This window comes from Micromonospora acroterricola (assembly GCF_003172955.1).
In the GTDB taxonomy this organism is placed as follows: Bacteria; Actinomycetota; Actinomycetes; order Mycobacteriales; family Micromonosporaceae; genus Micromonospora; species Micromonospora acroterricola.
Window position 1 is genome coordinate 58,292 of the sequence record NZ_QGKR01000303.1, and the last position, 24,074, is coordinate 82,365.

The window sequence follows — 24,074 nt, forward strand, 5'->3', positions numbered from 1 at the left end:
CAGGGCCGGGCGCCGAACGGCCGACGACCCGGCCTGTCGGCCGGGTCGTCGGGTTGTCACCGCTGGAGCGCGGGCGGGCGCCAGCCGAGGGTCAGCGGGCGGGGTCCCGGTTGTACAGCGCCTTGGCCCAGAGGAAGCAGAGGACGGTGATGGCGACACACCAGGCGACCGCGAGGATGGCGTTGCTGCCGATTCCGGTGCCGAGCAGCAGGCCGCGGAGGGTTTCCATGACGGGCGTGAAGGGCTGGTAGTCGGCGAACAACCGCACCGCCGTCGGCATCGAGTCGGTGGGGACGAACCCGCTGCCGAGGAACGGCAGCAGCACCAGCGGCATGGGCAGGTTGCTCGCCGTCTCGACGCTCTTGGTCACCAGCCCGAGGGCCACCGACAGCCACGTGAGCGCGAAGGTGATCATCGCGAGGACACCGATCGCGGCGAGCCACTCGACCGGATTGGCGGTGGGCCGGAAGCCGACGAGCAGTGCCACGCCGGTCACCGCCGCGAGGCTGAGCATCGTCTGGATCAGGCTGCCCAGCACGTGCCCGGTGAGGACCGACGGCCGGAAGATCGCCATGGTGCGGAACCGGGCGATGATGCCCTCGGTCATGTCCATGGCAACCGAGATGGCGGTGCCCTGCGCCGCGCTGGCGACGGTGATGAGCAGGATGCCGGGGGTGACGTAGTTCGCGTACTCGGCGCGGTCGCCGGTGGGGCCGAGGCCGGCGCCGAGCGTGCCGCCGAACACGTAGACGAAGAGGAGCAGGATGATGACCGGAACGCCGACGAGCAGGAGCGTCATCGACGGGTAGCGCCGCATGTGCAGGAGGTTGCGCCGCAGCATCGTGCCGGAGTCGCGGGCAGCGAGGGTGAGGGTGCTCATCGCGCCATGGCCCTTTCGTTGTCGGGTCGGCCGGTCAGGGTGAGGAAGACGTCGTCGAGGTCGGGGCCGTGCACGGTGAGACCGGCCACGCTTATCGAGGCGCGGTCGAGCTGGTCGAGCAGGGATCGCAGCGACCCGACGCCACCGTCGCTCGGGATCTGGAGGGTGAGCGCCGCGTCGTCCCGGGTGGCCGGCGCGAACAGGCCGGCGGCCGAGTCGAGCCCGGCGTGGTCGGCGAACTGCAGGACGACATGACCGCCGGGGATGAGCCGCTTCAGCTCGTGCGGGCTGCCCTCGGCGATCAGGCGGCCGTGGTCGAGGAACGCGACCCGGTCGGCGAGCTGGTCGGCCTCCTCCAGGTATTGCGTGGTCAGGAGGATGGTGACGCCACCGGCGACGAGATCACGGATGATCTGCCACATCGCGCGCCGGCTGCGCGGGTCGAGGCCCGTCGTCGGCTCGTCGAGGAAGATGACACGTGGCTCACCGACCAGGGTCATCGCGAGGTCGAGCCGCCGGCGCATGCCGCCGGAGTACGTCGCCACCGGCTTGCCCGCCGCCTCCGCCAGGTCGAACTGCTCGAGCAGCTCCACGACGCGTCGTCGGCCGGCCGCCCTGCCGAGGTGGCGCAGGTCGGCCATCAGGCTGAGGTTCTCCCGGCCGGTGAGCAGGTTGTCGACGGCGGAGAACTGGCCGGTGACGCCGATCAGTTCCCGTACCGCGTCGGGCTCCCGGGTCAGGTCGTGACCACCGATGCGGGCCTCGCCGCCGTCGGCGGCGATCAGGGTGGACAGGATCTGCACGGTGGTGGTCTTGCCGGCGCCGTTGGGGCCGAGCAGGGCGAAGATCGTTCCGTCGGCGATCTGCAGGTCGATGCCGTCGAGCACGACCTTGTCGCCGTACGACTTTCGCAGGCCGGTCGCGACTATTGCGGGTCGGGAAGGGCTGGCCATGGTCTCCTCGATTCGTGTGCCGGGTTGTCGCCGCGCGCGGTCCGTCAGGCGCGGCGGATCGTGATGTCGCCGTAGGAGGTGCTCGCCCGGACCTCGACCGTGTCGTCGGTCTGCGGCGGGGCTTCGGTCGTGTCGAGCGCGTTGTGCACCCGGCCGTGGCGGGAGCTGACGTCGAGCCAGGCGGCGGTCCCGCGGCGGACGCCGACCTCGATGGCTCCGTAGGAGGTCTGCAACTCGATCGCACCCCGCACCACGGCCCCGAGCCGGACGTTGCCGTAAGCGGTGCGGGCCGACACCGAGGCCAGCGCCTCGTCCACGATGATGTCGCCGTAGGCGCTGTTGACCCGGACGTGGCCGGCACTCCGGCCGATCCAGCAGTCGCCGGAGGAGTTCTTGATCTCGGCGGCGCCCTCGACCTCGCCGAGGCGCACCTTGCCGGAGGAGGCCTTCACCCGGGCCGGACCGGCCACGCGTTCCACGGCGACCTCACCGTGGCTGTTGTCGATCTCCAGCGGCCCGGTCTGGTCGAGCCGGATCGCGCCGCCGGTCTTGAAGTCGCACTCGCCGAGTCGCCCCTCGCAGCGGAACGCCGCCCACGACGCCTCGGCGTGCACGCGGGACCCCGTCGGCACCTCGATCAGGACATCGACCGAGGGACCGGTGCCGAAGCCGTAGCGGCGCCAGCTCTTCGGCGCCCTGATCATCAGTTGCCCGCCGGAGAACTCGACGGTGGTCTGCTCCGCGGCGCTCACGTCGGCCTTGTTCGACGGGTTGCGGGGCCGCACCTCCACGACGGTGTCGGCACGGTCGGTCGCGCTGATCCAGGCGTCCCCGACCGGCAGCTCGATCTGGACGGAGATGGGCTCTGGCGTGTCGAAAACAGGCATGGTGGTCTCCCAAAAGGTGGGCAGCGGCCATCGCCGCAGGTGAGCGGTGGGGAAGGGAAAGGAGTACGGGGTCAGCGCGCCCAGCCGGTGAAGTGCTGGCCGGAGCGTGGCTCCATTCGGCGCGCCGGGCGACGGTCCGCCTCGCCAGCCCCGACGGCGCCGGCGACCGCTCGCACGAGCCAGGCGTTGACGGACAGCCCGGCCCGGCTGGCGGCCTCCTCGACGCTGGCCTTCAACTGGTCGGGGAGTCGGAGGTTGATCCGCGACGTGCCGCCCTCGTCGCCGCCGGTTGCCGGCACCGGCGCCGGCAGCGCGGGTGGGCCGGCGTCCTCGCCACCCCCGTCGGTCGGCGGGCTGGCCGGCGTCACCACGAAGTCGGGCTCGCGTCCGCGCAGCCGGACGTGCACCGACCCGGGCGCGAGCTCCCGGGTGATCTCGTCGGCCGCGTCGGACAGCGCGTCGAGCAGCATGAGGCGGGTCGCCGCCTCCAGTTGGGTGAAGAGCCGCTCGGCCACCGCTCGGCCGTCCGGGTCGACGCCCTCCGCGGCGACGGCGAACTCGTTACGCAGGTTCTCGACATGCGGCCTCAGGTCCATGACGCCATCATGGCATCACTTTGGCTCAGGGCGCAACATCTTCGGCTCACGATGATGCCAAAGCCCGAGAAAGGGCGGCCGGATGCTGGTCAGCCGCGCGCGGCAGGCGGCGGCCTCATCTCGCCGAACGCGCGCCGGACCAGGCGATTCGCGACCCCCTGCGTCAGGCCGGTCGCCACCAGCAGGTCGCTGGCGGTCGTACGGACCTGTGCGACGACGACCGCACCGGAGAAGCCGACCCCCTCCCGGTAGGCGTCTCCCGCCGCGCAGACTGCCCGCAGCGCCCGCTCCCGCGCCCGCGTGGGCTCGTCACCGGCAGCGAACTGCCGCTTCATGAGCCGGACCGCCTCGGCCAGCTCCGCGACCGCCCTCGGCATGGGCTCCGGCACCGGCTCGCCGTCCTCGATCAGGCTCACCGCCCGACGGATCAGCGTCCCGCTGTTGCGCATCGACCGGTCGATCGGCGCCGCCGCCTCCGCGTACCGGCCCACCGGCCCGTGCCGTTCGTGCCAGTGCAACGGCGACAGGGTGCTGGCCTCCCGCGCGCCCTGGGTCGCCTCGACGAGCGCCTTCACCTCGTCCTTGTTCTGGCGCAGCTCCGCGCGTGCCGCACGTGCCGGCGCCGCGTCCTGATCGGCCAACGCGCCGGCGGTGGCATCGAGTTGGTCACTCAGGAGGTCCAGCGCGGGACGCGCGGCCCGGTTGAGCACCCGCAGCGGGTTCAGCGGCAGCAGGACGGCCGTGACCAGCAGCGCCACCGCTCCGCCGATGAGGGCGTCCAGGAATCGGGGAATCTCCAGGTCGCGCACGGACGGACTGAGCGTGCAGATGAGCACCGCGGTCGCCCCCGCCTGGATCACCGCCGCCGCGCTGCCGGCGAGGAACAGCGCGACGACGATCGCCAACACGACGATCAGGGCGAGCTGCCACCACCCGGTGCCGATCACCAGCAGCAGCAGGTCGCCGATCAGCACGCCGACCGTGACCCCGATGATCAGCTCGACGGTCCGCCGCAGACGTTGGCCGACCGACGCGGCGAGGGTCGACACCGCGGAGATCGGTGCGAAGACCGGCTGCGAGATCTGCAGCACCTGGTGCGCCACCAGCCAGGACAGCGCCGCGGCGAGGCCGGCCTGGAGGGCGATCCCGCCGACGGCGCGTACCCGACGCGACCGGTCCCGCAGGGTGGCCCGCGAACGGCCACGAAGCCGGGCGAGGGTCGCCGCGAGGCCGGCAGGGGCGGTGTCGTCGACCCGGGTCGACGCGTCCCCCCGCGCTGCGTGCCGACCGGCCTCGACCATCCCGGCACCTACCCCGCCCGGCCCCGATCAGTCCTGACCGCCGCCCGGCTCGCTCAGCGCGATACGAGCGTCTTCCCGGCGTACGCCCAGAGCCGGTCCGCGGCGTCCGGGTCGAGGGCGCGTGCGGCACCCCCACCGGGGAGTACCTCACCGGCTGGCGGATCGCAGTCCCGGCGGACCGGTTGCCACGGTTGGGCCCCTCCGGGAGGGGTAGACCGCGGTCTGCCACGCGGGGGTGGGGCCATCCTCGGCGGGATCGCGTGGCCGGGGACGCTCGAGGGACGGTGTCGGATGGATCAGCGCGGTTGAACGGGCAGGGGAAGCCCGGTGGCGTCGTCGAGCTGCGGGTGCACGGGGTCTCCGGCGCGACCGCCGACCAGGTGTTGGACCTGCCGCAGGCGGCACAGGTCGCGGGCGACCGCAGCGGGGGCTTCTACCGGCCGCGCCCCCGGCGCTCGGACACCGGCGACGGCGCGGGCGGGGTGACGCTGGAGGCGTACCGCTGGGGTGACCTGCCCTTCGGGACCACCGGCCGGACCCTGGCGCTGGTCTTCCTGCTGCCGTTCATGCTCGCCAACGTGGCCATCTGGATGCGCCCGGCGGACCCCGGGTCCGAGGCGATGGTCCGGTCCCTGTGCCGGCTGCTGGCGCTCACCCTCACCGTGCTCTACGTGCTGGCCACCGTCGGCGTCGCACTGGACCTGATCGCCTGGAAGTGCCTGACCGCACCACGCTGCCTGGCCGGGCGCAGCTGGTTGTCCTGGCTGGGCGGGCAACCGGTCGGGCTTCGGCTTGCGGTGCTCTCGCTCGTCCCGGCGGCGGCCATCGGCCTGCTCTGGCGGCTCAGCACCCGACCCGGGCGAGCGTTCGAGGCGTTCCGCGCTCCCGAGAAGGAGACCTCCGGGCATCCGCTCAGCGCGGTCGGGCAGTGGGACGCCGAGCCGTTGGTGGGGCGGCTGCGGTCCATCCACCTCGCGGCGGCGTTCGCGACGCTGAGCCTCACCCTGCTCGCCGCCCGGTTCGCGACCGGCGCCTCGGTCGGCACGATCGCGCTGGCGGCGATCACCGGATCGGTCCTGGCCGCCTGCGTGGTCCTGCTCTGCACCCCTCCGCTGATCGACCGCTCCCCGGACGACCGGCGGCTGGACCGGGTCACCAGCACGCTGCGGACCATCGCGATCATGCTGACCGTCGTGGTCGTGGCCCACGTGCTCGTCAGCCCCGCGGCGTGGCGCGCAGGGAGCAGCCTGCCCGGTTACGACGCGACCCTGACCTGGCTGTTCGTCGCCCAGACGGCGCTGCTGGCCGCCCTGGGCGCGGTGCTGCTCTGGCGCAGGGACCGGCGGCGGAACGACGCGCCACTGTTCGGGCTGGGAGCGCTGGTGATCGCGGCCACCGGAATCAGTCTGGCGGTGGCGTTCTCCGCCGAGCTGGTCTACCGGGTGGCGGACTTCCTGGACCGCGACCTGCCGACGGGAGAGGGCGTGACGAACTGGTCGCCCCGGGCGTACACGTGGGCGATCTTCGGCTTCTTCCGGGCGGTCCTGTTCACCCTGGCGGTCGCGGGCCTGGTCATCCTGATCACCCGCCGGAGCCGCCACCGCGCGGCGGCGGCGATCGTCGCACGCGACCACCCGGATCCGCCGGCCGAGGCCGGACCCCGCCTGCGGCAGGTGCGGCAGGCGATCGCCCGCGCACGGTCCACCGAGCTGGTGGTGCCGCTGGCGGTGGTCTACGGCTGCCTCGCCGGGATCGGCACGGCCACCACCACCATCGGCCTGTTGGGGCCGTTACCGGCCGATGTCGTCGAGCGGTACGCCGGGGTGCCGGCCGACGTGGTCATCTTCGGCATCGCGTTCGGCAGTTGGGTGATCGCCGCGATCATCCTCGGTCTGCTCGTCGCCGGAGTCTTCGCCTACCGGACCTTCCAGTACCGGCACCGCGTCGGCATCCTCTGGGACCTCGGCACCTTCTGGCCGCGGGCCGCCCACCCGTTCGCGCCGCCCTGCTACGCCGAGCGGGCCGTGCCGGAGTTGACCCGACGGATCACGTACCTGGTCGGACGGGGCGACGCGGTCCTGCTCACCGGCCACAGCCACGGCTCGGTCCTGCTCGCCGCGACGGTGCTCCAGTTGCCGCCCCAGGTCGGCAGCCGGGTCGCCCTGCTCACCTACGGGTCACCCCTGCGCCGGCTCTACGCACGGCTCTTTCCCGCCTACCTCGACGACGCGGCGCTGTGCGAGATCGGCGGCCGGGTCGGCTGGCGATGGGTGAACCTGTGGCGGGACACCGACCCCATCGGCGGTTGGGTCTTCTCCGCCCACCGGCCCGACACGCCGGGCACGGTCGCCGGCCCGGCGGGCGCGGTGGACCGCCGGCTGCGAGATCCCACCGACGTGGTGGTCCCGCCCAGCGACAGCGTCCCCCCACCGATCCGGGGGCACTGGCCGTGCGAGTCCGACGAGCCGTTCACCCGGGCGGTACGCGAGTTGGTCGAACGCCTCGGCGAGCGGGCCGGTCCGCCCACCACGCCGTAGCGACCTGGGTCACCCCTGGCGGGCCGCCTGGGCGCGCCAGTCGTCGAGGCTCGTGCTCGCGACCCGGGCGCCGTCGAGGGGGACGAGCGAACGCTCGCCCAGCGTGGCGCCGAAGTAGCGGGCTCCGGGGTCGGTCACCACCGAGCGGGCGTCCTGGCGGGCCGTGAGCACGGAGCGCCCCAGCTCGTCCAGGCGGAACTGCTCCGGCCCGGCGATCTCGACCGTACCGTTCGTCGGGGCGCCGACCGCGACCTCGGCCACCGCGGCCGCGACGTCGTCGGCCGCCATCGGCTGGATGAGCACCGGCGCCAGGTGGACGGTGTCGCCGTCCGTGGCGGCGTCGAGAATGCCCTGGACGAACTCGAAGAACTGCGTGGCGTGCACCAGCGAGTAGGGCAGCCCGGACGCGGCGACGAGCTTCTCCTGGGCGACCTTCGCCCGCATGTACCCGCTGTCCGGCAGCCGGTCCGAGCCCACGATGGAGAGCGCCACGTAGTGCCCCACCCCTGCGTCCGTCGCGGCGGCGAGGAGGTTCCGGGTGGACGTCTCGAAGAACTCCCGCACGGCGGTGTCCTCGAAGGAGGGGGAGTTCGACACGTCGACCACGACGTCGGCGCCGACGAGCACGTCGGCCACCCCCTCGCCGGTCAGCGTGTTCACCCCGGTCTTGGGCGACGCCGGGACCGCCTCGTGGCCCTGCCCGCCGAGCTTTGTCACGAGCTTCGACCCGATGAGGCCGCTACCGCCGACAACCACGATCTTCATGATCAGCCTCTCTGCTGTCAGCCGACGGATTGCCTCGGACGGACGGGTCACGACGACATCAGGCTACGTACCTGCGGACATCTCGCGCGGAGACATCACGCCTCATGATTGTGCGCGTCATGCACGATGGGACCGCATCGTCATCGCATCTGGAGGTCGACGTGGCCGCGGTATCCCACCCGGTGTTCGCCCGGGTCTACGAACGGCTCAGCGTGGCGATGGATCGCGCCGGCACCGCGGAGCACCGCCGGAGCGTGGTCGCCGGCCTGTCCGGGCGAGTGATCGAGATCGGCGCGGGCAACGGGCGGATGTTCTCCCACTACCCACCCGCGGTGACCGAGGTGGTGGCGGTCGAGCCGGAACGACGCCTGCGGGCCGCCGCCGTGCGCGCCGCACCGTCAGCGCCGGTACCGGTCACGGTCGTCGACGGACTGGCCGAGGCACTGCCGGCCGGGGACGGCGAGTTCGACGCGGCCGTGGTCGCCCTGGTGCTGTGCACCGTGCCCGACGAGGCAGCCGCGCTCGCCGAGATCAACCGGGTGCTGCGCCCCGGCGGCCACCTGCGCTTCTTCGAGCACGTCGCCGCCGAGACGCCCGGCGGTCTGCGCCGGGTGCAACGGCTGTCCGACGCGACGCTGTGGCCGAAGCTGTTCGCCGGCTGCCACACCGGCCGCGACACCGTCGCCGCCATCGCTGCGGCCGGGTTCGTCATCGAGGAGCTGCACCGGTTCCGCTTCCCGGCCGGCAGCAACAGCCCGTCCTCGCCCTGCGTCGTGGGACGGGCGATCAGGCCGGGGCCGGCCAGCCTGTAGTGCGATGGACGTGAAGGTCCGTCCTATTCGTACGTCGTGAAGCTCATTGCTCCGTTTTGGTCACGCCCGTACACCCGACGTGATGTGGTGGTCGCGCACGAAATGTGCCCCATTTGAGCCGTTTAGTGCAGGAAGCGACTCGTCAGACGCGTCCTGCGGGTAGTACCCACGGAGGGTGTTCTGTGACAGCAAAACCCAATTTGCGCCGACGGCGCGCGGTCCTGCCGGCGCTCGCGGCTTCCGCGGCCGCCGCCGTGGCGGCCAGCTTGCTGCTCTTCAGCTCGACCGCCGCCAACGCGCAGGAAGCACCGGTGAACCTGGGGACGGCGGCTGACTTCTCCGTCCTGGCCGGGGCCGAGCCCACCAACACCGGCCCCAGCTTCCTGGCCCAGAGCCTCGGGCGGTTCCCCGGGAACACCGCGTCGGGCTTCGAGACGGCGACGATCGGCGGTGAGGTCCACCTCGGCGACGCGGTCGCTCTCCAGGCCCAGAGCGACCTGACCATCGCCTTCAACGACGCCGCCGGTCGGACGCCGTTCACCAACCTTCCCGCCGAACTCGGCGGCAACACGCTCAACGCCGGGGTCTACCGGATCGGGGCCGCGCAGTTGACCGGCCCGTTGACACTCAACGGCCAGGGCGACCCGTCGGCCGTGTTCATCTTCCAGGTCGACTCGTCACTGACGACCGCGTCGAACAGCAGCGTGGTCCTGATCAACGGGGCATCGGCCTGCAACGTGTTCTGGAAGATCGGCAGCTCGGCCACGATCGGCACCGGCACGACCTTCGTGGGCACCATCATGGCTCAGGCGGCGATCACGCTGGCCACCGGCGCGACGCTCCAGGGCCGCGCGCTGGCGAGAACGGCCGCCGTCACCCTCGACACCAACGTCATCACCGCACCTTTGTGTGCTGGGCCGACCGGCCCACCCGGACCGACCGGCCCACCCGGACCGACCGGCCCGCCGGGACCGTCTGGCCCGCCCGGTAGCCCTGGCGCACCCGGTAGCCCTGGCGCACCGGGCAGTCCTGGCGCACCTGGCAGTCCCGGCGCACCCGGTAGCCCTGGAGCGCCCGGCAGTCCCGGAGCGCCCGGAGCGCCCGGAGCGCCCGGAGCACCCGGCAGTCCCGGAGCACCCGGAGCACCCGGAGCGCCTGGAGCACCCGGAGCACCCGGAGCGCCTGGAGCACCCGGCAGTCCCGGAGCGCCCGGAGCACCCGGAGCACCCGGAGCGCCAGGAGCACCCGGAGCACCCGGCAGTCCCGGAGCACCCGGAGCACCCGGAGCACCCGGAGCGCCAGGAGCACCCGGAGCACCGGGCAGTCCCGGCGCGGCCGACACCCCAGGAGCTCCAGGTGGCACCGGAGGCCCCGGGAGACCAGGCGACAAGATGCTGCCGGTGACCGGTAGCGGCGTGGTACCGGCCATGACGGGCATCGGAAGTGTCATGGTCGCCCTGGGCGGGCTCGTGTTCTTCCTCGCCCGGCGTCGAAGCCAGGAGTCCTGACCGGTGGCCCGGCCGGCGACCTGCCGGCCGGGCCACGCCGGCCTGACCACTCGAAGCGGCACCAATGAGAGCGAGCCGCCGCCCGCCATGCAGCGTCATCCGGACCGTGACACGGTCGGACGTCTCTGCGCCGGGCGGCGGCTCGCTCGACGTGCCCCACTCACCGCGAGCGGCTGGGCCGGTTCAGGCCCGGTTCAAGCACCCACTGTTGGGGAACGAGCGGCGTCCGCCACGAATGTAATTCGTTTGCCGGACGCGGGGGACACCGCCAGAGTGGTTCCCATGACGTACTGACGGACACACCCTCGCTCCGAGCCACCGGCGATGCCGCCCGGTGCCGTGATGCCGTCCGTCCCTGCGTTTCAGCGAGAAGTGAGCGTCCTTGTCTCAGCACCACTCCTCTCCCCAGTTCCCGCCCCCGGCCACCGTCTCGGTGTTCGCCTCCCCCGCGAGCTGGATCGAGTCCGATGCCCTCGACCAGTGTCGGCAGGTGGCCGCCCTCGACGGCATGATCCACGTCGCCGCCATGCCCGACCTGCACCCCGGCAAGGGTGCGCCCATCGGCGCCGCCATGACGTCGACCGTGCTGTACCCGTTCCTGGTGGGCTCCGACATCGGATGCGGCATCGCCGTGTTCCCCATCCGTCTGCGGCGCGCCGTGCCCGAGCGGCTCGCCGCCCGGTTCCCCGACCTCGACCGTGCGCTGGACCCCGAGCAAAACGCCGACGACCGGGCCTGGGCCGTCGCGCCGGCCGAGATTCCGGCCGGCCACCTGGAGGGCCTCGGGACGGTCGGCCGGGGCAACCACTTCGTCGAGCTCGCACGGGTCGACACCGTCGTCGACTCCGGGCACGCGAGCCGTCTCGGCCTCGACTCCGGTGACCTCGTCCTCATCGTCCACAGCGGTTCACGTGGTCTGGGCGAGCGGATCCTGCGGGCGCACACCGGGTCGCACGGCGCGGGGCCCGCACCTGATCCGGCCGCCTACCTGGCGATGCACGACGAGGCGGTGCGCTGGGGATCGCTCAACCGGCGGCTGATGGCCGCCCGGGTCGCGTACGCGCTCGGGGCCGAACCCACCGAGCCGATCGTCGACGAGTGCCACAACCTGGTCGAGGTGCGCGACGGGGTCTACCTGCACCGCAAGGGAGCGGCACCGGGTGACGGCCGCGACGTGCTGATCGCGGGTACGCGAGGCACCGCGTCCTACCTCGTGGCCGCCCACGCCGGGCCGGACGCCAACCACTCCGTGGCGCACGGCGCGGGCCGCAAGATGTCCCGCGCCGACGCCCTGCGCCGGGGCCGCGCCAAGCACACGGTCGAGGAGTTGCGCCGTACGCCCGTGGGCTCGCTGGTCGTGTGCGGCGACCGCCAGTTGCTCTTCGAGGAGGCACCCACCGCGTACAAGCGCATCGAGCAGGTGATCGCCGACCTCGTCGACCACGACCTGGCCACGCCGGTGGCGACCACCACTCCCCTGGTCACCTACAAGACGCCCGACCTGGGCTCCATCCCCGGGCCGGACCGCCGGGGCCAGCGCCGCCAGCGAGGCCGGTCGTGAGCGCCCACCTGTTGTTGTCGGCCGAGCGTGGCCCGCGGGAATGTGCCTGGGCACTGGCCCACCTGCTGGGCCGCCTGGAAGGCGACGCCACCCGGCAGGGGCTGACGGTGCAGCGCGTGCACGACGATCTCGTACGCGGCAACCCGACCCGGGTGGAACGCCCCGAGCCGTCGGGCCACGACCCGACCGCCCGACAGCGTTCGCCCAGACGACAGGGGCGTTCCGGAGCGACCGGTTGACCGCTGCGCGGCTCAGACCTGCCGTACCGCGTCGGCGAAGGCCTGTGGCGCCTCCTGCGGCAGGTTGTGCCCGACGCCGCCGCCGATGGCGCGGTGCTCGTACGGCCCGGCGAACTGCTTGCCGTAGACACTCGGATCGAGGTGTGGAGCGCCGTTGGCGTCGCCCTCCAGGGTGATGGCGGGCACGGTGATCTTCGGCTTGCCGGCCAGCCGGCTCTCCAGCTCGTCGTACTGCGTCTCGCCCGGGGCGAGGGCCAACCGCCACCGGTAGTTGTGGATCACGATGTCGACGTGGTCGGGATTGTCGAACGCGGCCGCGCTGCGGTCGAACGTCGCGTCGTCGAACGTCCACTGCGGCGAGGCCGTGCGCCAGATCAGCTTGGCGAAGTCGTACCGGTTCCTGTCGTACCCCTCCCGGCCCCGGTCGGTGGAGAAGTAGAACTGGTACCACCAGGCGATCTCCGCCTTCGGCGGCAACGGTGTCCGGCCTGCCTCCTGACTGTCGATCAGGTAACCGCTCACCGACACCAGGCCGCGGCAGCGCTCGGGCCACAGCGCGGCCACGATGTCGGCCGTGCGGGCGCCCCAGTCGAACCCGGCCAGCTTCGCCGCGTCGATCCCGAGGGCGTCCATCAGCGCGACCACGTCGAGGGCCATGGCCGACGGTTGGCCGTTGCGCATGGCGTCGCCGGACCGGAAGCGCGTCGTGCCGTATCCCCGCAGGTACGGCACGACGACCCGGTAGCCGGCGTCGGTCAGCAGGGGCACGACGTCGACGAAGCTGTGGATGTCGTACGGCCAGCCGTGCAGGAGGACCACGGCGTCGCCGTCGGGCGGACCGGCGTCGACGTAACCGATGTTCAGGACACCGGCGTCGACCTGCCGGACATCGTCGAACAACGCCATCGCAGCGACCCCTTCCTCACGGTTCGGACGCGCATGAATCGTACGATTTCGGGATGGTCGGGACGGCGGGTTGCCGAAGGACCTGGTCACCGGCCGGAGGGTGGCTAAGATCCGCGAGCGTGTGCGGTCTCGGGTGGCCGCGGTGCCCCTCGTAGGGTGATGACATGGCTGAGCGATCCCTGACCCTGATGGCGGTGCACGCGCACCCCGACGACGAGGCGACGAGCACCGGTGGCGTCCTTGCCCGCTACGCGGCGGAAGGGATCACGACGGTTCTGGTGACCTGCACGGACGGGCGGTGTGGTGACGGCCCGGGCGGGGTCAAGCCCGGCGACCCGGGTCACGACCCGGCCGCGGTGGTGGCGATGCGCCAGGCCGAGCTGGAGGCCAGCTGCGCGTCGTTGAAGGTCACCCACCTGGAGACGCTGGGCTATGCCGATTCCGGGATGATGGGCTGGCCGACCAACACTCTGCCCGGCGCGTTCTGGACCACGCCGGTGGACGAGGCCGCGGAGCGGCTCGCGGACCTGATCCGGCAGTACCGGCCGGACGTCGTCGTCACCTACGACGAGAACGGCTTCTACGGGCACCCGGACCACATCCAGGCCCACCGCATCACGATGGCCGCTGTCGCGAAGACCGACATCCCCGCGAAGGTGTACTGGACCACCGTGCCGCGTACCGCGTTCGCGGAGTTCGGCCGGATCATGCGGGAGCTCGGTGTCGAGTGGGACGAGCCGGACGCCTCGTCGCCCGAGCCGCAGCTGGAGCTCGGGCTGCCCGACGACGAGATCAGCACCTGGGTGGACACCACCAGCTACAGCGGGCAGAAGTACGACGCGTTGGCCGCGCACGCCAGCCAGACCGAGAACATCTTCTTCCTGCAACTGGGCAGGGACCGGTTCGCCGAGCTGATGGGCATGGAGACCTTCGTCCGGGTCCGGGACACCACCGGGGCGTCGCTGCCCGAGGACGACCTCTTCGCCGGACTGCGCTGACCCGTTGGGCGCCCCGCCGCGCGCACTCGCGCCCCCGACCGGGGTGGTGGGCGGCTACGGTTGCCGGGTGCGAGTGGCGGTGGCGGAAGATCTCGTGTTGCTGCGCGACGGGCTGATCCGGCTGCTGGAGGCGCACGACTTCGAGGTGGTGGCCGCCGTCGGCAGCGGGCCGGACCTGCTGCGGGAGCTGCTCGCACAGCGTCCCGACGTGGCGGTGGTCGACGTGCGGTTGCCGCCGACGTACACCGACGAGGGCCTGCGCGCCGCTCTCGCGGCCCGCGCCGAGGTGCCGGGGCTTCCCGTCCTGGTGCTCTCGCAGTACGTGGAGCGGCTGTACGCGCGGGAGCTGCTCGCCGACGGCCGCGGCGGGATCGGCTACCTGCTCAAGGACCGGGTCTCCGACATCGGGGAGTTCGTCGACGCGGTCCGCCGGGTCGCCGCGGGCGGCACCGCGCTCGATCCGACCGTGGTGGCGAAGCTGCTCGACAGCCGTCAGCGGGTGCTGCCGCTCGACCGGCTGACGGCCCGTGAGCGGGAGGTGCTGGCGCAGATGGCGCAGGGCCGGTCCAACGCCGCGATCGGCAGCGCCCTCTTCATCACCGAGAAGGCGGTCGCGAAGCACACCAACAGCATCTTCGCCAAGCTCGGGTTGCAGTCCTCCGAGGACGACAACCGGCGGGTCCTCGCCGTGCTCGCCTACCTCGAGACATAGGGGTACTGGCACCCCCAGCGGAGGGGTTCCAGGCTCCTCGAATCGAGCCGCGCCGGCGACGAGCCTGGAGCCATGACCTCAACCCCCATCATGGTGACGCCCCGGACGGGTCCCGTCCCCCGCGCCGACCGCGCGCTCGCTCCCGACCTCGCCCGCGGGGCCATGCTGCTGTTCATCGCCCTCGCCAATGCCGCGAACTTCGCGTTCGCCGGCCAGCCGGGCCTCGACGGCACACCGCACGGCCTGCAACGCGCCGTCAACTTCGTCCTGGCCACGTTCGTCGACAGCCGCGCCTACCCGGTCTTCGCCGTCATGTTCGGTTACGGCCTGGTGCAGATCGCTCGGCGGCAGGGCGACGGCGCCCGCCGGATCCTGCTGCGCCGCAACGCCGCCCTGATCGGGTTCGGCCTGGTCCACGCGACTTTGCTGTACTTCGGGGACTTCCTCGGCGCCTACGGCGTCGTCGGCATCGCCGCCACCCTCCTGCTCCTGGGCAGGGGCGACCGGTTCCACCGCGTCGTGCTGTGGCTGTGGGGCATCCAGACCGTGTTCGTCGGGGTTCTCGCGGTGCTCGCGCTCGCGGGCGCGCGCGGCGGCGACGCCGTGCTCACCAACACGCCGAACCCGTCGCTGGCGGCCGCGTCGTACGGCCGCTCGCTGCTCGACCGGCTCGCCGAGTGGCCGGTACACACCGCCACCGTCCTGCCGTTCATCGTCATCGTGTGGCTGGGCATCTGGGCCGCCCGTCACCGCGTCCTGGAGGAGCCCGCCGCGCACCGCACGTTGCTGCGCCGTGTCGCCGTCGGCTGCCTCGGCATCGCCGTCGTCGGCGCGCTCCCCCACGCGCTCATCGCCGCTGGTGCCGTGCACGTCGACGCCGCTACCGTCGAGTCCATGGCACGCCTGCACGCGGTGAGCGGCGAGTACGGAGGGCCGGGCTACGTGGCGCTGTTCGGCCTGCTGGCGCTCCGGCTCAGCGGCGCCCGTCGTGGCCGGGCTCTGCTCGCCCCGGTGACCGCGCTCGGGCAGCGGTCGCTGAGCGGGTACCTGTTGCAGTCGGTGGCCTGGCTGGCGCTGTTCTCGCCGTGGGCGTTGCATCTGACCGGCACGTACACCGCCGCCGGAGCCGCGGTCGCGATCTGGCTGGTCTCGCTCGCCGCCGCGCAGGCCCTGAGCGTCGCCGGACACCGCGGGCCCGCCGAGATGCTGCTGCGCCGGATCACCTACCGCTCGGGCCGATGACCGCCCGCACCCGCACGACCCTGGCCGCGACGCTCTGCGTCGCGGCCACGGTCGCCTGGCTGGTCACCGGTCGCGGCGAGTTCTGGCCACGGTGGGTGTACTTCGGCGTCGGCGTCGTGCTGGTCGGCCGGCTCGTCCTGCGCCGGGCGCTGCGGGTGCCGGCGGGCCGGCGTCGCTGGCTCGCCCTCGACGCCGCCGTGTGCGCGCTGGTCGCGGGCGTCGACCTCAGCGTCTGGGTGCTCAGCGGTGGTGGGTACTTCTGGCCGATCTGGACCCTCCTCGGCATCGCGACGATCCTGGGGTCGCACGGGTGGGTGGTGAGCCGCCCGCCCGGCGCCCGCGAACGGGAACTCGCCGAGCGCATCGCCGCCTTGACCCGCTCCCGCCGGGGCGCGGTGGACCGCCAGGCGGCTGAGCTGCAACGGGTGGAACGCGACCTGCACGACGGGGCCCAGGCCCGGCTGGTCTCCCTGGCGCTCACCCTCGGCCTGGCCGGTGATCTGGTACGCCGCGACGCCGAGGGCGCCGCGCGTCTGCTGGAGGAGGCACGCGGGACCGCCATCGCGGCCCTCGACGACCTCCGCACGGTCACCCAGAGCATCCACCCGGCGGTCCTCGCCGACCGTGGCCTCGGCGACGCCGTTCGCGCCCTGGCCCTCGACCTCGCCGTGCCGGTCACCGTCACAGGCGACCCGCCCCCGGATCTCCCACCGGCCGTGCAGACCGCGGTGTACTTCGCGGTCGCCGAGGCCCTGGCCAACGTGGCGAAACACAGCGGCGCCACGCAGGCCGCCGTGGCGTTCGGCCAGACCCGCGACACGGTACGGATCGACGTCACCGACAACGGCACGGGCGGCGCCGACCCGGCCCGTGGCACCGGCCTGCGCGGCATCATCGGCCGGCTCGACGCCATCGACGCCCGCCTGCACGTGAGCAGTCCCGCCGCCGGCCCCACCCGGGTCACGGTCACCGTGCCGCGCGAACCGAAATGATCTGCCGCCGTGCCGGCCACCTCGCCTGCCGGCAGCCGCCCGGTCAGGACTCCCCCACCCGTCCCCGCCGCGTACGCGCGGCGATGCCGGCGTCGTAGCCGGCGGCCTGGAGGGTGAACAACTCGGCGTAGCGGCCGCCCGAGGCCATGAGTTCGTCGTGGCTGCCCGCCTCGACCAGGGCGCCGTGGTGCAGCACGAAGATCCGGTCGGCGTGGCGGACGTTGGCCAGCCGGTGCGTGATGAGGATCGTCGTCGCGTGGCCCTGGCGGTCCCGGATGGCCTGGAACAGGGCGTCCTCGGCGCGCGGGTCGAGTGCGGACGACGGCTCGTCCATGATCAGCAGTTCGGCGTCGCGCAGGAAGCCCCGGGCGGCGGTGATGCGCTGCCACTGGCCGCCGGAGAGGTCCTGGCCCTTGGCGAAGGTCCGGTCGAGCAGCGTCTCGTACCCGTGCGGCAGGTCCTTGATCATGTCGTGGGCGACGGCCCGGCCCGCCGCGGCTTCGATCCGGTCCTGCCGGGCCTCGGCGTCGATGTCGCCGATCGCGATGTTCGTCGCCGCGGTGAAGGGCCACTTGTGGTACTCCTGCGTGACCACGGCGATGCGGGCTCGCAGCTCGTCGACGTCCCACTCGGACAGCGGGCGACCGTTCCACTCGATCACGCCCGACGTCGGCGCGCGCAGGGCGGCGATCATCGCGGCCAGGGTGGTCTTGCCCGAGCCGTTCTCGCCCACGAGGGCGACGGTCTGCCCCGCCTCGATCGTCAACGTCACGCCGTCGACGGCGGCGGTCTCCCGGTCCGGGTACCGCAGGCTGACGGTGCGGACGGCCAGCTGACGCAGCCGCTCGACGGCGACACCGGCCGGGGCGTCCGCCGTCCGGTCGGGCAGGTACGCGGCGGCGCGGGCCATGAAGCCGGCGTAGTCGCCGAAGTGCTGGCCCTCCGTGTAGACGCGGTCGACCTGGAACGTGACGATGGCGAGGGAACGCTGCGCGGACTGCACCGCGATCACGCAGGTCGCCGCCGCGGCGAGCGGAATGTGCCCGTCGAGCAGGAGCAGCCCGAGCAGGACGTACACGACGCCGGTGGCGACACCACCGATCAGCGCGCCCACGGTGGTGGTCGTGGTGACCCGGCGGGCCAGAGCGAGCTGGATGTCGGTCTCCACACCCATGACCCGGTCGTACTGGTCCAGCAGGAACCGGCGCAGCCCGTACGAGCGCAGCTCCGGCGCCGAGGCGCGTTCGGCCATCAGGCGGTGCAGCAGCCACAACCTGCGGCGTCGTACCGAGCCGGCGGTGTACGTCCGGTACCGCAGATGCCCCGCCCGCAGTGCGGCCCACCCGTTCGGCAGCGTGGCGACCAACAGAGCCACGAGCAGCAGCGGGTGGATGACGACGACCGCGACCGCCACGGCCAGCAGGCCGGCCAACCCGGCCAGCAGGTTGAACGACGCCTGCACGAGCGAGATCGCGGAGTCGGTGCCACGGGAGGCGCGTTCCATGTCGTCGGCGAACGCGTCCGCGTCGAACGCCTCCAGCCGCACGGCCGTGCTCACCTCGAACAGGCCCCGCTCCACCTCGCGGCTCACCCGCGGGGTGAGGCCGTTCTGCGCGTACCCCGTGGCGATGCCCATTCCCGCGCGCAGCGCGGTCGCCGCCGCGAGGGCGGCGAGCGCGGGCAGCGCGGCGAGCACCTTGTCCGAGGTCGGGCCGCCGGCGAACAGCTCCACCAGGACCCGCTGCGCGGCGAGCAGCCCGAAGGCGGCCATCACCCCGGCGCCCACCGTCGCGGCGGCCACCACGCCGGTACGCAGCCGGTCCGCCCGCCAACTGGTGCGCAGCGCCGCGAGCACGAGCCGGGGCAGCTCGGCGAAGACCGCGAACACGCCGGCCTCGGCCCGGGCCCGCACCCCGGTCTCCCACCACATCGCCCGCAGCTCCGGCAACACCGACTGGGTCGGGGTTGGCGCCGGCTGGGGGTCCGGACGGCGTCCGGGCGCGGTGACGGTCTCAGTCACAGGCGTACCTCCTCGCGGGAACAGCAACGGGGGCTGCGGACCGGGGTCAGTGGCGCGACCTTCGCCACAGCGAGCATCAATATGCTCACCCAAAGTCACCGCCGTTGGCCACCCGTGGAACGATCGACCCATGGCCACTACCGACATCCCGGCGGCGATCCGCGCCTTCATCGACGCGACGAACCATGGCGACCCGGAGGCCTTCGCCGCCTCGTTCACCGACGACGCCTACCTCAACGACTGGGGCCGCGAGTACCGGGGCCGGGACGGCGTCCGCGACTGGGACCGCACCGACAACATCGGCAAGCAGTCGCACTTCGAGCTCGTCGGGATCGAGCCCGGCCCCGACGCCGACAGCTACGTCGTCACCCTCACGGTGACCGGCAAGGGCCACAACGGCACCGGTCCGATGACCTTCCACCTGCGTGACGGCCTGATCGCGAGCCTGCGGATCAGCTGACGGGAAGGTCATCCGTCGATTGACAGCCGATCGACGCACTGCTATTTGTTAACAGAGTTTCCTGATGCTCGCGGCACCCTCGGGTCGATCCGCCGCACGGGGGCCCACCGTCCCTCCGGCGGCCCGCCGCCCTTCCCCCGAGGAGCGCCATGCTTCGCAAGAGGACCGCCGCCCACGTCGCGGGCGCGCTGCTGATCGGCGCCGCCGCGCTCGGCTACGGCCTGCCGTCGGCCAGCGCGGCGGCCGCCGGCCCGATCACCGGCCTCGGCGGCAAGTGCGTCGACGTGGCCGGGGCCAACCCGGCCAACGGCACGCCCGTCCAGCTCTACGACTGCAACGGCAGCGCGGCCCAGACGTGGACGGTCGGCAACGCCGACGGCTCGGTCCGGGCACTCGGCAAGTGCCTGGACGTCGCCGCCGCGTCGACCGCCGACGGCGCCAAGGTGCAGCTCTACGACTGCAACAACACCGGCGCCCAGAAGTGGACGGCCAGCAACGGCGCACTGGTCAACAGCGGCTCCGGCAGGTGCCTCGACGTCACGGACCGGAGCACCGCGAACGGCGCCCGGTTGCAGATCTGGAGCTGCTCGGGCGGCACCAACCAGCGGTGGACCCTGCCCGGCGGTGCGACCCCGCCCCCCACCACCCCGACGGGGCGCAACCTCGACGACCCGGCGAAGAAGGACGTCGCCATGCAGCTCGTGTCGGCGGCGGAGAACTCCTCGCTCGACTGGCGCGCGCAGTTCTCCTACATCGAGGACATCGGCGACGGGCGCGGCTACACCGCCGGCATCATCGGCTTCTGCTCCGGCACCGGCGACATGCTCGAACTGGTCGAGGCGTACACGCGCACCAAGCCGGGCAACGTGCTGGCGTCGTACCTGCCGGCGCTGCGTGCCGTCAACGGCACCGACTCGCACGCGGGCCTCGACCCCAACTTCACCCGCGACTGGCGGGCCGCGGCCACCGACTCGGTCTTCCGGGCCGCCCAGGAGGCCGAGCGGGACCGGGTGTACTTCAACCCTTCGGTACGCGACGGCAAGGCCGACCAGGTCCGGGCGCTCGGTCAGTTCGCGTACTACGACGCGGCGGTGATGCACGGGTACGAGGGCATGCGGGCGATCCGCAACCGCGCCCTCGCCCGGGCGAAGCCCCCGGCGCAGGGCGGCGACGAGCGGACCTGGCTCAACGCCTTCCTCGACGAGCGGGTCATCGAGATGAAGAAGGAACAGGCCCACTCGGACACGTCCCGCGTCGACACGGCCCAGCGGGTGTTCCTCAACAACGGCAACCTCGACCTGAACACGCCGCTGGCGTTCGCCGTCTACGGGGAGCAGTTCCGCATCGGCTAGGCACCCTTGCCTTGACGCCGGCGACAAGGTTTAGCGTGGTCGCGACGGGCTGGCGGAGGGGGTCGGATGCTGATCGGTGAGCTGGCTGAGAAGGCCGGCACGAGCACGCGTGCCCTGCGCTACTACGAGGCGCACGGGTTGGTGCGGGCACAGCGCTCCGCCAACGGCTACCGCGTCTACGACGAGGCGGAGCTTCGGGTCGTACGGGAGATCCGGGCGCTGCTCGACGTCGGCTTCGGCCTCGACGACGTCCGCCCGTTCGTCGCCTGCCTCCGGGCGGGCAACACGTCCGGCGACGTCTGCCCGGACTCGGTGCTGGTGCTGCGACGCAAGCTCGCCGAGGTGGACGCCTACATCGACCGGCTCGGCGCCGTCCGCCAGCAGCTCCACGCCCAGCTCACCCAGGCCATCGCCCACCGGGAGGACACATGTCCCAGGACACGCAGACCAGCTCGCTAGTCACCGTCACCGACGGCACGTTCGCCGAGCTGGTGCTGGCCAGCGACCGGCCGGTGGTGGTCGACTTCTGGGCGGAGTGGTGCCCGCCCTGCAAGGCGATCGAGAAGAGCCTCGCCGAGCTGGCCGGGGAGTTCGGCGACCGGATGGTCGTGGCCAAGCTCAACTCCGACGAGAACCCGGAGGCCACCCGGCGCTACGGCGTCATGTCCCTGCCGACGCTTCTGGTGTTCCGCCGGGGCGAGGTCGTCGGTTCGACCGTGGGATCCCGGCCGAAGACCCACCTCCGGCAGATCCTGACCACACAGGCCGACCTGTAACGGGTCAGCGGCGGCTGAGCTCCGCCTCGAGTCGCTGGATGAGCGTCTTGCGGGCCTTGCCGTCGCGCTCCCGCCGCAGGGCGGCCCTGAGCTGGCGCGTGTCGAGGCCACGGACCAGCTTGGCCGCCTCGGCGACCGACATCTCCGACATTCGTCCGGCCGTCGTGGCGTCCCGGCGGGCTCGACTGGCCGGCCCCGTGTTGGCCACGAACTGCCTGCCGGTTCGCGACGCCCTCCGCTTCTTGGTGTCGGTGGCGCGCTTCTCGTCCTCGGACAGCTCCTCCCAGGCCTTCTTCGGCAGGTAGCGACTGGTGGTGTCGCCGTGCCGGGCCCGGGTGTCACCCTCCCTGGTCTGCCAGTCCTCGGCGCCCCACCGTTGCAGGGACTTCTGCCGCTCGTCCTTGGGGCCCAGGAATCCCCCGCCGCGCCTCTTGTACTCCTGAGTGACCATTTGTGACTTCCGCGCCGACCACTGCCCCGGTCTGCCGCCCTTGTCGGAGGCCTTGATCTCTTCCTTGATCTGCTCTCTGAGCTCGGGTTTCGTGTACCGCGCCATGAACGGCAGCTACCCCGGACCGCCGCGCCTATGCCTCCCGCGCGGCGCCTTGACCTCAACCTCACACGAGGTTCTAGCCTGCTACGCGGAGGTACGGCATGAGCATGGAAGTGACCGCGTGGATGTCTCTGCACCACGCGATGAACGCGCAGGACGAACGACCACTGTCCCGGGCCACCCTGAAGCGCATCGCGCGGTTCGCGCGGCCACACCGTACCTTGATCATGAGGTTCCTGCTGTTGAGCGTGGTGACGGCGGTCCTCACGGTGGCGGCGCCGGTTCTCGCCGGTCGGGTGGTCGACGCGATCGTCGACGGCGCCGACAGCGGCATCGTGATCCGGTTGGCGGTGCTGATCGCGGTGATCGCCCTGGCCGAAGCCGGCCTGGGTCTGGTGACGCGGTTCCTGTCCGCCAGCATCGGTGAGGGCCTGATCGTCCAGCTGCGGACAGCCGTCTTCGACCACGTCCAGCGCATGCCGGTGGCGTTCTTCACCCGGACCCGTACGGGTGCGCTGGTCAGCCGCTTGAACAACGATGTGATCGGCGCCCAGCGGGCCTTCAGCGACACCCTGTCGGGTGTGGTCGGCAACGCCGTCACACTGGTCCTGACGCTGGCGGTCATGCTCAGTTTCTCGTGGCAGATCACGCTGCTGGCGCTCGTACTGCTGCCCATCTTCGTCCTCCCGGCCCGGCGGATGGGTTCGAGGCTCGCCCAGTTGCAGCGCGAGGCGGCCGAGCACAACGCGGCCATGAGCACCCGGATGACCGAACGTTTCTCCGCACCCGGCGCGACGCTGGTCAAGCTGTACGGGCGGCCGGCCGAGGAGTCGGCCGAGTTCGCGGCGCGGGCACGACGGGTGCGCGACATCGGCGTCCGCACCGCCATGCTCCAGTGGGTCTTCATCACCGCGCTCACCGTCGTCGGCTCGCTGGCGCTGGCCCTGGTCTACGGGCTGGGCGGCGTCTACGCCCTGCGGGGCAGCCTCGACGCCGGCACCGTGGTCGCACTCGCGCTGCTCCTGTCCCGCCTCTACGCGCCGTTGACGTCGCTGGCCAGCGCCCGGGTCGAGGTGATGAGCGCGCTGGTGAGCTTCGAGCGGGTCTTCGAGATCCTCGACCTCAAGCCGCTGATCCTCGACAGTTCAGACGCCCGGCCGCTTCCCGACGGGCCGGTCGCCGTGGAGTTCGACTCGGTACGGTTCGGCTACCCGTCGGCCGACAAGGTGTCGCTCGCGTCGTTGGAGGATGTGGCGAAGCTCGATGCGCGCGGGGGCGAGGAGGTGCTGCACGGCGTATCGTTCCGCGCCGAGGCGGGGCAGATGGTCGCCCTCGTCGGCTCCTCCGGAGCGGGTAAGTCGACGATCGCTCAGCTCGTGCCACGCCTGTACGACGTCGAGGACGGCGCAGTGAAGCTCGCCGACGTGGACGTCCGCGACCTGTCGGCCGAGTCGATCCGAGCGGCACTCGGTGTGGTGACCCAGGACGGGCACCTGTTCCACGAGAGCATCCGGGCCAACCTGGCGTTCGCTCGGCCGGACGCGACCGAGGACGAGATGTGGGACGTCCTGCGGCGGGCCCGGCTCGACGCCCTGATCCGCTCACTTCCGGATGGGCTCGACACCGTCGTCGGTGAACGCGGGTACCGCCTGTCGGGCGGGGAACGGCAACGGCTCACCATCGCGCGGCTGCTACTGGCCCGTCCCCGGGTGGTCATCCTCGACGAGGCGACGGCGCATCTCGACTCCACCTCGGAAGCCGCCGTGCAGGACGCCCTCGCCGAGGCCCTGGCCGGTCGAACGAGTGTGGTCATCGCGCACCGGCTGTCCACCATCCGCGCGGCCGACCAGATCCTCGTCATCGAGGACGGGCGCGTCGTCGAACGCGGGCGGCACAGCGACCTGCTCGCCGCCGGTGGCCGGTACCAGGAGTTGTACCGCACCCAGTTCGACCAGGACGAGCCGTCGGTCCCCAAGGAGCGCGTCGCCACCGTCTGAGGAAGGCCGTCGTGCCACCGCCCGCCA

Annotated in this window: 23 protein-coding genes and 1 pseudogene; 14 read left to right on the forward strand and 10 right to left on the reverse strand. The window is 72.3% G+C overall.

Annotated elements, in window-relative coordinates:
* Positions 1–91: 91 nt before the first annotated feature.
* The 5 genes from DKT68_RS26425 to DKT68_RS26445 form a co-directional block, all read right to left on the reverse strand.
* Positions 92–880, reverse strand: coding sequence for an ABC transporter permease (locus tag DKT68_RS26425; RefSeq protein WP_109820082.1), 789 nt, complete (start codon positions 878–880; stop codon positions 92–94).
* The gene (locus tag DKT68_RS26430; RefSeq protein WP_109820083.1) at positions 877–1,833 is read right to left on the reverse strand and encodes an ATP-binding cassette domain-containing protein; all 957 of its coding nucleotides are present in this window, start codon (positions 1,831–1,833) and stop codon (positions 877–879) included. The genes DKT68_RS26425 and DKT68_RS26430 overlap by 4 nt, the downstream gene beginning before the upstream one ends.
* A 44-nt stretch (positions 1,834–1,877) precedes the next feature.
* Entirely contained in the window at positions 1,878–2,720 is an 843-nt protein-coding gene (locus DKT68_RS26435; RefSeq protein ID WP_109820084.1) for a DUF4097 family beta strand repeat-containing protein, read from the reverse strand.
* 71 nt (positions 2,721–2,791) lie between these two features.
* On the reverse strand, positions 2,792–3,316 hold the full coding sequence (locus DKT68_RS26440; RefSeq protein ID WP_109820085.1) for a hypothetical protein: 525 nt from the start codon (positions 3,314–3,316) through the stop codon (positions 2,792–2,794).
* 89 nt (positions 3,317–3,405) lie between these two features.
* Positions 3,406–4,617, reverse strand: coding sequence for an FUSC family protein (locus DKT68_RS26445; protein ID WP_109820086.1), 1,212 nt, complete (start codon positions 4,615–4,617; stop codon positions 3,406–3,408).
* A 305-nt stretch (positions 4,618–4,922) separates the two neighbouring features.
* On the opposite strand from DKT68_RS26445, the gene DKT68_RS26450 reads away from it, so the two are divergent.
* Positions 4,923–7,154, forward strand: a complete 2,232-nt coding sequence (locus DKT68_RS26450) for a hypothetical protein (protein WP_109820087.1) — start codon at positions 4,923–4,925, stop codon at positions 7,152–7,154.
* 9 nt (positions 7,155–7,163) lie between these two features.
* Here DKT68_RS26450 and DKT68_RS26455 read toward each other — a convergent pair whose 3' ends face one another.
* Entirely contained in the window at positions 7,164–7,919 is a 756-nt protein-coding gene (locus tag DKT68_RS26455) for an SDR family oxidoreductase (RefSeq protein ID WP_109820088.1), read from the reverse strand.
* A gap of 161 nt (positions 7,920–8,080) precedes the next feature.
* Here DKT68_RS26455 and DKT68_RS26460 point away from each other — a divergent pair, with 161 nt between their 5' ends.
* Together DKT68_RS26460 and DKT68_RS32200 are read left to right on the forward strand one after the other, a co-directional pair.
* Positions 8,081–8,731, forward strand: a complete 651-nt coding sequence (locus tag DKT68_RS26460) for a class I SAM-dependent methyltransferase (protein ID WP_236647077.1) — start codon at positions 8,081–8,083, stop codon at positions 8,729–8,731.
* A gap of 311 nt (positions 8,732–9,042) precedes the next feature.
* Positions 9,043–9,570, forward strand: a pseudogene (locus DKT68_RS32200) (ice-binding family protein); the annotation flags it as partial.
* Between the two features lie 55 nt (positions 9,571–9,625).
* On the opposite strand, the gene DKT68_RS32205 reads toward DKT68_RS32200, so the two are convergent.
* Entirely contained in the window at positions 9,626–10,048 is a 423-nt protein-coding gene (locus DKT68_RS32205) for a hypothetical protein (protein ID WP_236647084.1), read from the reverse strand.
* Positions 10,049–10,621: 573 nt separating this feature from the next.
* On the opposite strand from DKT68_RS32205, the gene DKT68_RS26470 reads away from it, so the two are divergent.
* A complete protein-coding gene (locus tag DKT68_RS26470) occupies positions 10,622–11,800 on the forward strand; it encodes an RNA ligase RtcB family protein (protein ID WP_109820090.1) in 1,179 nt (392 codons plus the stop codon).
* Positions 11,797–12,039, forward strand: a complete 243-nt coding sequence (locus DKT68_RS32750) for a hypothetical protein (protein WP_407940794.1) — start codon at positions 11,797–11,799, stop codon at positions 12,037–12,039. Before DKT68_RS26470 ends, DKT68_RS32750 begins: the two co-directional genes overlap by 4 nt.
* Before the next feature lie 12 nt (positions 12,040–12,051).
* Here the strand turns inward: DKT68_RS32750 and DKT68_RS26480 are convergent, their stop codons facing one another.
* The gene (locus DKT68_RS26480) at positions 12,052–12,945 is read right to left on the reverse strand and encodes an alpha/beta fold hydrolase (protein WP_109820091.1); all 894 of its coding nucleotides are present in this window, start codon (positions 12,943–12,945) and stop codon (positions 12,052–12,054) included.
* A gap of 164 nt (positions 12,946–13,109) precedes the next feature.
* Here DKT68_RS26480 and DKT68_RS26485 point away from each other — a divergent pair, with 164 nt between their 5' ends.
* From DKT68_RS26485 to DKT68_RS26500, 4 genes are all read left to right on the forward strand, one after another.
* Entirely contained in the window at positions 13,110–13,943 is an 834-nt protein-coding gene (locus DKT68_RS26485) for a PIG-L family deacetylase (protein ID WP_109820092.1), read from the forward strand.
* Positions 13,944–14,010: 67 nt separating this feature from the next.
* Positions 14,011–14,655, forward strand: a complete 645-nt coding sequence (locus DKT68_RS26490) for a response regulator transcription factor (RefSeq protein WP_109820141.1) — start codon at positions 14,011–14,013, stop codon at positions 14,653–14,655.
* 72 nt (positions 14,656–14,727) lie between these two features.
* On the forward strand, positions 14,728–15,897 hold the full coding sequence (locus DKT68_RS26495) for a DUF418 domain-containing protein (protein ID WP_109820093.1): 1,170 nt from the start codon (positions 14,728–14,730) through the stop codon (positions 15,895–15,897).
* Positions 15,894–16,889, forward strand: coding sequence for a histidine kinase (locus tag DKT68_RS26500; protein ID WP_109820094.1), 996 nt, complete (start codon positions 15,894–15,896; stop codon positions 16,887–16,889). Before DKT68_RS26495 ends, DKT68_RS26500 begins: the two co-directional genes overlap by 4 nt.
* Before the next feature lie 43 nt (positions 16,890–16,932).
* Here DKT68_RS26500 and DKT68_RS26505 read toward each other — a convergent pair whose 3' ends face one another.
* Entirely contained in the window at positions 16,933–18,909 is a 1,977-nt protein-coding gene (locus DKT68_RS26505; RefSeq protein WP_236647078.1) for an ABC transporter ATP-binding protein, read from the reverse strand.
* A gap of 130 nt (positions 18,910–19,039) precedes the next feature.
* Here DKT68_RS26505 and DKT68_RS26510 point away from each other — a divergent pair, with 130 nt between their 5' ends.
* From DKT68_RS26510 to trxA, 4 genes are all read left to right on the forward strand, one after another.
* A complete protein-coding gene (locus DKT68_RS26510; protein ID WP_109820095.1) occupies positions 19,040–19,369 on the forward strand; it encodes a nuclear transport factor 2 family protein in 330 nt (109 codons plus the stop codon).
* Between the two features lie 149 nt (positions 19,370–19,518).
* Positions 19,519–20,721, forward strand: a complete 1,203-nt coding sequence (locus DKT68_RS32475; protein ID WP_109820096.1) for a lectin — start codon at positions 19,519–19,521, stop codon at positions 20,719–20,721.
* A 66-nt stretch (positions 20,722–20,787) separates the two neighbouring features.
* The gene (locus DKT68_RS26520; RefSeq protein WP_109820097.1) at positions 20,788–21,180 is read left to right on the forward strand and encodes a MerR family transcriptional regulator; all 393 of its coding nucleotides are present in this window, start codon (positions 20,788–20,790) and stop codon (positions 21,178–21,180) included.
* Positions 21,150–21,497, forward strand: coding sequence for a thioredoxin (gene trxA, locus DKT68_RS26525; protein WP_109820098.1), 348 nt, complete (start codon positions 21,150–21,152; stop codon positions 21,495–21,497). Before DKT68_RS26520 ends, trxA begins: the two co-directional genes overlap by 31 nt.
* Positions 21,498–21,501: 4 nt before the next feature.
* Here the strand turns inward: trxA and DKT68_RS26530 are convergent, their stop codons facing one another.
* Entirely contained in the window at positions 21,502–22,053 is a 552-nt protein-coding gene (locus DKT68_RS26530; RefSeq protein WP_109820099.1) for a DUF5872 domain-containing protein, read from the reverse strand.
* Positions 22,054–22,151: 98 nt separating this feature from the next.
* Here DKT68_RS26530 and DKT68_RS26535 point away from each other — a divergent pair, with 98 nt between their 5' ends.
* Positions 22,152–24,047, forward strand: coding sequence for an ABC transporter ATP-binding protein (locus DKT68_RS26535; protein ID WP_109820143.1), 1,896 nt, complete (start codon positions 22,152–22,154; stop codon positions 24,045–24,047).
* The last annotated feature ends 27 nt before the right edge of the window (positions 24,048–24,074 follow it).